The following is an 11,196-nucleotide window of genomic DNA, read 5'->3' on the forward strand; positions in this document are numbered from 1 at the left end:
CACTGTCGGACGCGTGCACCCAGCGCACGTCCGCGTCCAGCGCCGCCCCGCCCACGAGCACGCGCGGCGCACCGTCCTGCACCACGGGGAGCGCGACCACGTCCGCCACCCGCAGCAGCGGCGATCCGTGTCGCTCCGGACGATCTGTCTCGGACGGGGTGAACTCCCGACGTTCTGACACTCCGCATCTCCTGCCGGCTCTGTGACCATGGACTCGCACCCAGCGTAGCGAGCGCCGGTCAGAGTGTCCGGTCACGCGCATCACCCAGCGGAGGAACCGTGGACATCGTCCGACACATCATCGACGGCAGCGAGACCGCGGCGGCACGCCGCACCGCCCCCGTGTACGACCCCGCGACGGGCCGGATCACGAAGCAGGTGGCGCTCGCCGACGCCACGGAAGTCGAGGCCGCCGTCACCGCCGCGGCCGCGGCGCTCCCCGCGTGGCGGGCCACCAGCCTGATCAAACGCGCCGACGTGTTCTTCCGGTTGCGGCAGCTGCTCGCCGACCGCACGTCCGAGCTCGCGGCGATCGTGACATCCGAGCACGGCAAGGTGCTCTCCGATGCGGCGGGCGAGGTGTCGCGCGGCATCGAGAACGTCGAGTTCGCCGCCGGGCTCGTGCACCTGCTCAAGGGCGAGCGCAGCGAACAGGTCGCGCGCGGCGTGGACGTGCACTCCGTCAAGCAGCCGGTCGGTGTCGTGGCGGCCATCACCCCGTTCAACTTCCCGGTCATGGTGCCGCTGTGGATGGTCGCGTCAGCGATCGCGTGCGGCAACACGGTCGTGCTCAAGCCCAGCGAGAAGGACCCCTCCGCGGCGGTCTGGCTCGCGAAGCTGTTCCGGGAGGCCGGGCTCCCCGACGGCGTGCTCAACGTCGTGCACGGCGACCGGGAGGCCGTCGAGACCCTGCTCGACGCGCCCCGCGTGGATGCGGTGAGCTTCGTCGGCTCGACACCCATCGCGCGCTCGATCTACCGGCGGGCGTCGGCCGCGGGCAAGCGGGTGCAGGCGCTCGGCGGCGCGAAGAACCACATGGTCGTGATGCCCGATGCCGACCTCGACGCCGCGGCCGACGCGGCCGCGTCCGCCGCCTACGGCTCCGCGGGTGAACGCTGCATGGCGGTGTCCGTGCTGGTCGCGGTCGGCGACGTGGCCGACGACCTGGTGGCCGCGGTCGCAGCACGCATCGGCCGACTCCGGATCGGCCCCGGCACCGACGCCGCGAGCGACATGGGACCGCTCATCACGCGCGAGCACCGTGACGCGGTCGCCTCGTACGTGCACGGCGCACCGGCGGAGGGCGCGACGGTCGTCGTCGACGGCACGCGGCAGGAGTTCGACTCCGACGGGTTCTTCCTCGGCGTGAGCCTGCTCGACAACGTGCGTCCCGGCATGGCCGCGTACGACCAGGAGATCTTCGGCCCGGTGCTGTCGGTCGTCCGTGTGGACACCTACGCCGACGCGGTCGCCCTCGTGAACGCCAACGCCTATGGCAACGGCACCGCGATCTTCACGCGCGACGGCGGCACCGCCCGCCAGTACGAGTTCGACGTCGAGGTCGGCATGGTGGGGGTGAACGTGCCGATCCCTGTACCGATCGGCGCGTACTCGTTCGGCGGATGGAAGGACTCGCTGTTCGGCGACTCCCACATCTACGGTCCCGAGTCCATCCACTTCTACACCCGCTCGAAGGTCGTCACGACCCGCTGGCCCGACCACACCCCCTCCCAGATCGACCTGGGCTTTCCGAGCAACCACTGACCACCGCGACCGGAAGGCACGACTTATGACCACCTACACCGATCGGCACGGCGCCACCCTTCCCCTGCCCGATGCGGCGGCCGACGCGCGCGTGCGTTCCGACGACCGCTCGCACGTCTTCCACTCCTGGAGCGCGCAGGCGGCGATCGATCCGCTGCCCGTCGCCGCGGGGCGCGGCTCCACGTTCTGGGACTACGACGGCAACGCCTACCTCGACTTCTCCAGCCAGCTGGTCAATCTGAACCTCGGTCACCAGCACCCCGACCTCGTGGCCGCCATCCAACAGCAGGCGGGGCGGCTCTCGACCATCCAGCCGGCCATGGCCAACGACGTCCGCGGCGAGCTCGCCCGGCTGATCTCCGAGGTGGCGCCCGACGGCTTCGAGAAGGTGTTCTTCACCAACGGCGGCGCCGAGGCGAACGAGTACGCGGTGCGCATGGCCCGCCAGTCCACCGGGCGCCGCAAGGTGCTGTCGATGTACCGCAGCTACCACGGCTCCACCTCGACCGCGATCTCGCTCACGGGCGACCCCCGCCGCTGGGCGAACGACACCGCCGACGCGGGAGCCGTGCGCTTCTTCGGCCCGTACCTGTACCGCTCCCCGTTCCACGCCGAGACGCCGGAGCAGGAGGCCGAGCGCGCCCTCGCCCACCTGGAGCAGACCATCCAGCTCGAGGGACCGCAGACGATCGCGGCGATCATCATCGAGACGGTCGTCGGCACGAACGGCGTGCTGGTGCCGCCGCCCGGCTACCTCCCGGGGGTGCGCGCGCTGTGCGACCGCTACGGCATCGTCTACATCGCCGACGAGGTGATGGTGGGGTTCGGGCGCCTGGGCGAGTGGTTCGGCATCGACGCGTTCGGCGCGCAGCCCGACCTCCTCACCTTCGCGAAGGGCGTGAACTCGGGCTACGTGCCCCTCGGCGGTGTCGTGATCTCCGACCGCATCGCCCGCGCGTTCGACACGATGCCGTTCGCGGGCGGGCTCACGTACTCCGGGCATCCGCTGGCGTGCGCGGCCGGCGTCGCGACGTTCGAGGTGTTCCGCCGGGACGGGATCCTGGAGCGCGTCCGCGACCTCGGCGAGCGCGTCGTCGAGCCGACCCTGCGCTCCTGGGTCGAACGGCACCCGTCCGTGGGCGAGGTGCGGGGGCGCGGGCTGTTCTGGGCGGTCGAGCTCGTGCGGGATGCGGAGACCAGGGAGCCGTTGGTGCCGTTCAACGCCGCGGGTGCCGACGCTGCGCCCATGGTCGCGTTCGCCACGGCCGCTCGACGCGCAGGGGTCTGGCCGTTCACGCACTTCAACCGCGTGCACGTCGCGCCGCCGCTGGTGATCGAGGAGGAGGAGCTGCGGCGCGGGCTGGGGGTGATCGACGAGGCACTGGCCGTGGCGGACGAGGTGGCCGCCGGCTGAGGAGCCGGGCGGCCGGCGGGGCTACTTGGAGTCGAAGTCGAACGCCTTGAGCAGTTCCAGGACGGCCTTGTCGCGCTCCTCGCCGCCCTCCTCGAACATGTGAGTCACGTGGGTGCGCAGGTGGTTCTCGAGCAGCAACCGGTTGAGAGACTCGAGGGAGCGCTGGATCGCCCGGGACTGCGTGATGATGTCCATGCAGTACTCCTCGTTCTCGATCATCCGCGCGACGCCGCGCATCTGACCCTCGAGGATGCTCGTGCGATGCAGGGCGCGCTTCTTGATGTCTTCGATCACGTATCGAGGGTACTCGCCCCGTGAAAGGATGACGTCATGCCGCGAACACCCACGACGCTGCTCTCCCTCGCCGATCAGGAACGGCGGCGAGCGCTGCGGCGGATGAAGGCCGTCGCCCTCGGCGCCCTGCTGTTCATGGCCTTCGCGTTCGTGATCGCCTTCGCGTTCCAGGAGCGCGTCGGCTGGCTCTCCTACGTGCGCGCGGCGGCCGAGGGCGGCATGGTCGGTGCTCTCGCGGACTGGTTCGCGGTCACGGCGCTGTTCCGTCGCCCCCTGGGGCTGCCCATCCCGCACACGGCGATCATCCCCAACCGCAAGGACGAGATCGGCCGTACGCTCGGCGAGTTCGTGGAGACGAACTTCCTGGCCGCCGACGTGGTGCGCACGAAGCTGTCGACCACCGCGATCGCGCGCCGCGCCGGCGAGTGGCTGCGGGAGGAGCCCCATGCGGAACGCGTCGCCGCGGAGGGCGCGACGATCGCGACGGCGGTGCTCAACGCCCTGAGCGACGACGACGTCCGTGACCTGCTCACGGATCTCGCCCGTGAGCACCTGGTGGCGCCGGAGTGGGGTCCGCCCGCCGGTGCCTGGCTGGAGAAGATCGTCGAGTCCGAGGCGCACCACGGTGCCGTCGACCTGGCGGCCGACAGCATCGAGCGCTGGCTGGAGGCCAACGCCACCTCGTTCACCGGGCTCGTGTCGCGACGCCTCCCCGGCTGGGTTCCGAAGCTCGCGCATCGGTTCGTCGACGACACGGTGTACAACGAGGCCCTCAAGTTCGTGCGCGCCGTGCAGGCCGATCCGCACCACCCGGCACGCCTGGCCGTCGACGGCTATCTGGCCCGGCTGGCCGACGCCCTGCAGAACGACCCGGCGACCCGCGCGAAGCTCGAGAGCGCGAAGGCGTCGCTGTTCGACAGCCCCCGGGTGGGAGCGCTGGCCGCCGAGGCCTGGAACACCGCGAAGAACGGACTGCTCACCTCGCTCGCCGATCCGGAGAGCGGACTGCGGAGCCGGGCGGTGCAGGCGCTGCAGGAGGTGGGCGAGCGCCTCACCACGGACGCCGCCCTGCAGCGTCGTGTCGACACCTGGGTGTCCGACGCCGCGGTCTTCCTGGTCGAGCGCTACCGTCATGACATCGCCTCGATCATCACCGACACCGTGGAGCGCTGGGACCCCGCCGAGACCACCGAGAAGATCGAGCTGATGGTGGGCAGGGACCTGCAGTACATCCGCCTGAACGGCACCGTGGTGGGCGCGCTCGCGGGCCTGGCGATCTTCACGCTCGCGCACGCCCTGATCCCGGGAGTCTGACATGCCACTGTCCCACGACCCACTCTGGCCCCGTGCCGGATCCTGGCCCGCGTTCGGTGCCGCGGCCGACGCCGTGCTGCTGGGCGTGCCGACCTGGCGCACCTCGCTGTCGCCGACCGGAGCGCACGCGACTCCCGCCGCGATCCGCGAGGCCCTCCCCCGCTACGGCACCGCGCCGATGGGTCCGCCGCCCCGCGACCTGAACGAGCTGCTGCGCATCACCGACGCCGGTGACATCGCCGAGCCGGACGGGCCCGAGGGCGAGTCAGAGGTGATCGCCCGCGTGCGAGAGCTCTCGGAGGCGGCGGAGCTCGTGGTCGCCCTCGGCGGAGACAACTCCCTCACGTACCCGGTCGCTCTCGGTGCGCGGGCCACGGGGCTCATCACGTTCGACGCGCACTTCGACCTCCGCGACGGCGTGTCCAACGGCAGCCCGGTGCGGCGCCTGGTCGAGGACACCCCGGTGGCGTCGCTCCTGCCGACGACGCGGCTCGACCCCACCAGGGTCGTGCAGATCGGGATCGCGGACTTCGCGAACTCGGTCGCCTACGCCCGACGCGCGGCCGAGTGGGGAATCCGGGTGATCACGCTCGACGAGCTGCGGCGGCGGGGTGCCGCCGACGTGGTGACGGAGGCGCTGGAGGTCGCGGGGGCGGGCGCCGACCCGCGCGTGCACCTCGACATCGACGTGGACGTGTGCGACCGCGCCGTCGCTCCCGGCTGTCCGGCGAGCGTCCCCGGTGGGCTGCAGGCGTGGGAGCTCCGCGCCCTCACGCGTGCCGTGGCGTCGGATCCCCGCGTCGTGAGCGCCGACGTCGCCGAGGTCGACGCGACCGCCGATGCCGCCGACGCTCGGACGGTGCGACTCGCTGCCCTGTGCGTGCTGGAGCTGCTGACCGGACTCGCCCTTCGCCGATGAGGATCGTGCCGGCGAGGCCGGCGAGGGTGTCCGCGGCGGACGCTGTCCGCTCCTGAGCCGGAGCGCGGGCGGTCAGCCCACCTCGACGCCGTCCTTCCACACCCGGTGCACGAGCGGAACGCCGGGGCGGTAGGCCAGGTGCACGCGGCTCGGCGCCTCCAGCAGCACCAGGTCCGCGCGTGCACCCGGTGCGAGCGTGCCGATGTCGTCTCTGCGCAGGGCGCGGGCGCCGCCGGCCGTGGCCGCCCACACCGCCTCCGCCGGGGTCATGCCCATATCGCGCACGGCCACGGCGATGCAGAACGGCATCGACGAGGTGAAGCTCGACCCCGGGTTGGTGTCGCACGCGAGCGCCACGGTCACCCCCGCATCGAGCAGTCGTCGCGCGTCCGGGTACGGCTGACGCGTCGAGAACTCCACCCCGGGCAGCAGGGTGAGCACGGTGTCGGATCCGGCGAGCGCCGCCACGTCCGCATCGGTCAGGTAGGTGCCGTGGTCGATCGACGCGGCGCCGAGCTCGACCGCGAGCTGGACCCCCGCGCCGGGGCCGAGCTGGCTGGCGTGCACCCGCGCGCCCAGTCCCCGGGCGATGCCGGCTTCCAGCACGCGCCGCGACTGCGCGGTGGTGAAGGCGCCGGTCTCGCAGAACACGTCGATCCACCGGGAGTGCGGCGCACAGGCGTCGAGCATGGGACCCGCCACCAGGTCCACGTACTCGTCGGCGCGATCCGCGTACTCCGGTGGCACGACGTGCGCTCCGAGGAACGTGACCTCGGGCGTGATCTCGGCGGCGAGCCGCACGAGCCGTTCCTCGTCCTCGACGCTCAGCCCGTATCCGCTCTTGATCTCGACGGTCGTGGTGCCCTGCGCGAGCATCTCGTCGCGGAACCGCCGCAGCCGCAGCCGCAGCTCGGCGTCCGTCGCCGCCCTGGTCGCGGCCACGGTGGAGCGGATGCCTCCGGCGGTGTACGGGCGCCCCGCCATGCGGGCCTCGAACTCGGCGGCGCGGTCGCCCGCGAACACGAGGTGGCTGTGGCTGTCGACGAACCCGGGGATCACGGCACGTCCGGCAGCGTCCACGACCTCGAGGTCCGCCAGCCCGGCGGTGCGCGCCGCGGCATCGCCAGCGGGGCCGGTCCAGACGACGCGCCCCTCGTCGAGGAGCACAGCTGCGTCGACGGCGGTACCGCAGGGATCGCGGTCGCTCACGACGTTCGTGGTGAGTTCGCCGATGCGGGTGATGAGCGTGGGCATGCGGTCTCCTGGGTCCGGGCGGGTCAGAGCATCGGGATCGTCAGGCCGCGCTCGCGCGCCACCTCGCGAGCGTGCTCGTACCCGGCGTCCACGTGCCGCATCACGCCCGTCCCCGGGTCGTTCGTCAGCACACGCGCGAGCTTCTCGGCCGCGAGGTCCGTGCCGTCCGCGACGGTCACCTGGCCCGCGTGGATCGAGCGCCCGATGCCGACGCCGCCGCCGTGGTGGAGCGACACCCAGGAGGCGCCCGAGGCCGTGTTGAGCAGCGCGTTGAGCAGCGGCCAGTCGGCGATCGCGTCTGAGCCGTCCTTCATCGCCTCGGTCTCGCGGTACGGCGACGCCACCGACCCGGCGTCGAGGTGATCACGACCGATCACGATCGGCGCGGACAGCTCCCCCGAGGCCACCATCTCGTTGAACTTCAGCCCGGCGAGGTGCCGTTCCTGGTAACCGAGCCAGCAGATGCGTGCCGGGAGGCCCTCGAACTGCACGGAGGACCCGGCCTTGTCCAGCCAACGACGGAGGGCGGTGTCCTGCGGGAACAGCTCGGCGATCGCGCGGTCGGTCTTCGCGATGTCGGCGGGGTCGCCGGAGAGCGCAACCCAGCGGAAGGGCCCTCGACCCTCCTCGAACTGGGGACGGATGTAGGCGGGTACGAAGCCGGGGAACACGAACGCGCGGTCGAAACCGCCGAGCTCGGCTTCCGCGCGGAGGGAGTTGCCGTAGTCGAACACGGCCGCCCCGTCGTCGAGGAACCCGACCATCGCCTCGACGTGCGCCGCCATCGACGCCCGCGACCGTCGGGTGAACTCCTCCGGGTCCCGCGCGGCTTCTGCTCGCCAGTCCGCCACGGATACGCCGACGGGCAGGTAGGCGAGCGGGTCATGCGCGCTGGTCTGATCCGTCACGATGTCGATGGGCACTCCGCGGCGCCGCAGCTCGGGGAAGATCTCGGCGGCGTTGCCGACCACGCCCACGGAGCGCGCCTGTCCTGCGTCCTTCGCGGCGACCGCTCGGGCGACGGCGGCGTCGAGGTCGTGCGTGTACTCGTCGAGGTAGCCATGTTCGACGCGACGCGCGAGCCGGGTCTCGTCCACGTCGACGATCAGCACGGCTCCCTCGTTCAGCGTCACGGCGAGGGGCTGCGCGCCCCCCATGCCCCCGGCGCCGGCGGTCAGCGTGAGAGTGCCGCGCAACGAATCGCGTCCGAGCGAGCGGGCGACGGCCGCGAACGTCTCATACGTCCCCTGCAGGATCCCCTGCGTGCCGATGTAGATCCACGACCCCGCGGTCATCTGCCCGTACATGGTGAGCCCGAGCTCCTCCAGCCGACGGAACTCGGGCCACGTGGCCCAGTCGCCCACGAGGTTCGAGTTCGCGATGAGCACGCGGGGCGCCCACTCGTGCGTGCGGAACACGCCGACCGGCTTGCCCGACTGCACGAGCAGCGTCTCGTCGGGCTCGATCTCGTCGAGCGTGCGGACGATCGCCTCGTATGCGGCCCAGCTGCGCGCCGCGCGGCCCGTCCCGCCGTAGACCACGAGCTCTTCGGGGTGCTCGGCGACCTCGGGGTCGAGGTTGTTCATGAGCATGCGCTTGGCGGCTTCCGCACCCCAGCTCTTGGCGGTGCGGGTGTTCCCTCGCGGAGCGCGGACGGTGCGGCTCTTTGGTTCGACGGTGTCACTCATGCATGTGCTCCTTTGCGATGCGGGCGACCTGGCCCGACTGGACGAGTGCGGTCACGGCTTCCATGTCCGGCGAGAGGTAGTGGTCGGGGCCCGGACCGGCGGCGACGGTCCGCACGAGGTCGCGGACGGCACCGGTCGCGGCTCCGGCCTCGAGGGGCGCGCGCAGATCGAGGGCTCGCGCAGCCGTGAGGATCTCGATCGCGAGCACGCGCGACAGTCCATCGATCGCACGGCGCAGCTTGCGGGCGGCCGCCCAGCCCATCGAGACATGGTCCTCCTGCATCGCCGACGACGGGATCGAGTCGACCGAGGCGGGCACGGCCAGGCGCTTGAGCTCGGAGACGATGCCCGCCGCGGCGTACTGGGCGATCATGAGGCCGGAGTCCACGCCCACCTCCGCGGCCAGGAAGGGCGGCAGTCCGTGGCTGCGCGCGGGGTCGAGCGCGCGATCGGTGCGGCGCTCCGACACCGAGGCGACGTCGGCGACCGAGATGGCCAGGAAGTCCAGCACGGCGGCGACGGGTGCGCCGTGGAAGTTGCCGTTGGACTCGATGCGGCCGTCGAGGGTGATGACCGGGTTGTCGATCACGCTGGAGAGCTCGCGCAGCGCGATCGTCTCGGCGTGCGCGACCGTGTCCCGGGCGGCCCCGTGCACCTGCGGAGAGCACCGGAGGGAGTAGGCGTCCTGCACACGTCCGTCCTCCGGCCCCTTGTGGCTGGCCACCATGTGCGAATCGGCGAGCAGCGCGCGAAGATGTGCCGCCGAGATCGACTGTCCCGCCTGCGGACGCAGCGCCATCAGGTCCGCAGCGAAGACGGCGTCGGTACCGAGCTGCGATTCGATGGACATCGCCGCGGCCACGTCAGCCGTGAGAAGAAGCGTGTCGAGGTCGTGCAGGGCCAGCGCCAGCATGCCGAGCATGCCGTCCGTGCCGTTGATCAGCGCGAGGCCTTCCTTCTCGACCAGTGTCAGCGGAGCGATCGCCGCGGCAGCCAGGGCGTCGGCGGCGGGGAGGAGAGTCCCCTGCGCGTCGCGCACGTCCCCCTCCCCCATGGTCGCGAGCGCGATGTGGGCGAGGGGCGCCAGATCGCCGGAGCAGCCGAGGGAGCCGTACTCGCGCACGACCGGTGTGATGCCGGCGTTGAGGAGCGCCGCGTACGTCTCCACCACCGCGGGCCGCACCCCGGTGCGACCGGAGGCGAGGGTCTGCAGGCGCAGCAGCTGCAGTCCGCGGACCACCTCGCGCTCGACCTCCGGACCGGTACCGGCGGCGTGCGAGCGGATCAGACTCGCCTGCAGCTGCAGACGACGCTCGGGCGCGATGAACGTCGTGGCCAGCGCGCCGAAGCCGGTGGACACCCCGTAGTGTGGGTGCGGGTCCGACGCGAGCCCGTCGATCACACGACGGGTCTCGGCCACCCGCTCCAGGGCCTCGGCGGGAACGACGACGGGTGCTCCGTGACGAGCCACGCGGACGACATCCGCGAGAGACACGGGACCGCGACCGACGACGACGGGGGTGGAAGAGCTCATGGATCCGATTCCACACCCGACGGCCCCGTCGCGCGGTGTCTTCGTGAGATCCTGTGTCTGTGATCCCAGACAGCAGCGAGCGCGCCGTGGCCGGTACGAGCGTGCCGGCCGCCGACCAGACGCTGCGGATCCTGAGCCACCTGGCCACCCGTCCGGCGCCGGTCGCGGCGTCGGCGATCGCGCGTGAGCTCGGGCTTCCGCGCTCCACCGTCTATCACCTGCTGAACACGCTGGCCGCCCGCGGCTTCGTGATCCACCTTCGCGACGACAGGCGGTGGGCGCTCGGCACCGCCGCGTTCGAGCTCGCGGGCGGGTATGCCCGACAGCAACCGCTCGCCCGTCTCGGCCGGCCGATCGTCGCGGCGCTCTCCGACCGCCTGGGAGAGAGTGCGCACCTCGCCGTGATGAGCGGCAGTGACGTGCTGTACATCGTGGAAGAACGTGCAGCCCGGCGCCCGGCCCTGGTCACCGATGTCGGCGTGCGCCTCCCCGCTCATCTCACGGCGACGGGCCGTGCCATGCTCGCCGCGCTGCCCCGTGAACAGATCAGGGCGCTGTATCCCGGGCCCTCGGCGTTCCCGGACCGGACGGGTCGCGGTCCTCGTCGGCCGTCGGAGCTGCGGGAGCTGCTGCGGCAGGTGCGGGACCGCGGGTACGCCACGGAGGACGGCGAGGTCGCGGACGGCCTGCGGTCCGTCGGTGCCGTCGTCGCGGATCGCACAGGATGGCCCGTCGCTGCGGTGGCGGTCACCTGGGCCGGCGACAGCCGAGACGCACCGCAGGACGGCCGCGACGCAGCACTGGCCACGGAGGTCCGCGAGGCTGCAGCGCTTCTCGAGGCCCGCACGACGCGTTGAGGCCGTGCCCTGCGCGCGCAGGTTCGGCGGCGCGGCCCGTTAACGCAAGGCGGCGCGGCCCGTTAACGCAAGAAGGCCACCCAGCATTGGGTGGCCTTCTTGACTAAAAGGAGTCCGGCGGTGTCCTACTCTCCCACAGGGTCCCCCCTGCAGTACCA

10 protein-coding genes are annotated in these 11,196 nt (G+C 72.0%); 5 read left to right on the forward strand and 5 right to left on the reverse strand.

Annotated features, from left to right (window positions below):
* Window positions 1–181, reverse strand: a 181-nt coding sequence (locus DW309_RS06570) for a hypothetical protein (protein WP_136044905.1), incomplete at its 3' end; no start/stop codon positions are given.
* Window positions 182–279: 98 nt separating this feature from the next.
* Here DW309_RS06570 and DW309_RS06575 point away from each other — a divergent pair.
* Complete coding sequence (locus DW309_RS06575) at window positions 280–1,764, forward strand: CoA-acylating methylmalonate-semialdehyde dehydrogenase (RefSeq protein ID WP_136044906.1); 1,485 nt, start codon at window positions 280–282, stop codon at window positions 1,762–1,764.
* 25 nt (window positions 1,765–1,789) lie between these two features.
* Entirely contained in the window at window positions 1,790–3,178 is a 1,389-nt protein-coding gene (locus tag DW309_RS06580) for an aspartate aminotransferase family protein (protein ID WP_136044907.1), read from the forward strand.
* A gap of 21 nt (window positions 3,179–3,199) precedes the next feature.
* Here DW309_RS06580 and DW309_RS06585 read toward each other — a convergent pair whose 3' ends face one another.
* A complete protein-coding gene (locus DW309_RS06585; RefSeq protein WP_045255889.1) occupies window positions 3,200–3,472 on the reverse strand; it encodes a metal-sensitive transcriptional regulator in 273 nt (90 codons plus the stop codon).
* A gap of 36 nt (window positions 3,473–3,508) precedes the next feature.
* Here DW309_RS06585 and DW309_RS06590 point away from each other — a divergent pair, with 36 nt between their 5' ends.
* Together DW309_RS06590 and DW309_RS06595 are read left to right on the forward strand one after the other, a co-directional pair.
* A complete protein-coding gene (locus DW309_RS06590; RefSeq protein WP_136044908.1) occupies window positions 3,509–4,786 on the forward strand; it encodes a DUF445 domain-containing protein in 1,278 nt (425 codons plus the stop codon).
* A 1-nt stretch (window position 4,787) separates the two neighbouring features.
* Window positions 4,788–5,705: an arginase family protein gene (locus DW309_RS06595; RefSeq protein WP_136044909.1), complete on the forward strand. Its 918-nt coding sequence runs from the start codon at window positions 4,788–4,790 to the stop codon at window positions 5,703–5,705.
* Between the two features lie 72 nt (window positions 5,706–5,777).
* Here DW309_RS06595 and hutI read toward each other — a convergent pair whose 3' ends face one another.
* From hutI to hutH, 3 genes are read right to left on the reverse strand one after another with little or no spacing between them, the layout of a single operon-like run.
* On the reverse strand, window positions 5,778–6,959 hold the full coding sequence (gene hutI, locus DW309_RS06600) for an imidazolonepropionase (RefSeq protein ID WP_136035667.1): 1,182 nt from the start codon (window positions 6,957–6,959) through the stop codon (window positions 5,778–5,780).
* 23 nt (window positions 6,960–6,982) lie between these two features.
* Window positions 6,983–8,647, reverse strand: a complete 1,665-nt coding sequence (gene hutU / locus DW309_RS06605; RefSeq protein WP_136044910.1) for a urocanate hydratase — start codon at window positions 8,645–8,647, stop codon at window positions 6,983–6,985.
* Complete coding sequence (gene hutH / locus DW309_RS06610) at window positions 8,640–10,181, reverse strand: histidine ammonia-lyase (protein WP_136044911.1); 1,542 nt, start codon at window positions 10,179–10,181, stop codon at window positions 8,640–8,642. The genes hutU and hutH overlap by 8 nt, the downstream gene beginning before the upstream one ends.
* 53 nt (window positions 10,182–10,234) lie before the next feature.
* Between hutH and DW309_RS06615 the strand changes: the two genes are divergently transcribed.
* Window positions 10,235–11,038 (forward strand): IclR family transcriptional regulator, encoded by an 804-nt coding sequence (locus DW309_RS06615; protein ID WP_240753140.1) that lies wholly within the window; start codon window positions 10,235–10,237, stop codon window positions 11,036–11,038.
* The last annotated feature ends 158 nt before the right edge of the window (window positions 11,039–11,196 follow it).

The sequence above is a fragment of the Microbacterium sp. K41 genome, assembly GCF_004794395.1.
Taxonomy (GTDB): domain Bacteria; phylum Actinomycetota; class Actinomycetes; order Actinomycetales; family Microbacteriaceae; genus Microbacterium; species Microbacterium sufflavum.

Excerpts from the sequence above, each read along its gene's own strand:
- hutH (WP_136044911.1), bottom strand. The coding sequence starts at position 10,181 with ATGAGCTCTTCCACCCCCGTCGTCGTCGGTCGCGGTCCCGTGTCTCTC.
- hutI (WP_136035667.1), bottom strand. The coding sequence starts at position 6,959 with ATGCCCACGCTCATCACCCGCATCGGCGAACTCACCACGAACGTCGTG.
- DW309_RS06580 (WP_136044907.1), top strand. The coding sequence starts at position 1,790 with ATGACCACCTACACCGATCGGCACGGCGCCACCCTTCCCCTGCCCGAT.
- hutU (WP_136044910.1), bottom strand. The coding sequence starts at position 8,647 with ATGAGTGACACCGTCGAACCAAAGAGCCGCACCGTCCGCGCTCCGCGA.
- DW309_RS06590 (WP_136044908.1), top strand. The coding sequence starts at position 3,509 with ATGCCGCGAACACCCACGACGCTGCTCTCCCTCGCCGATCAGGAACGG.
- DW309_RS06595 (WP_136044909.1), top strand. The coding sequence starts at position 4,788 with ATGCCACTGTCCCACGACCCACTCTGGCCCCGTGCCGGATCCTGGCCC.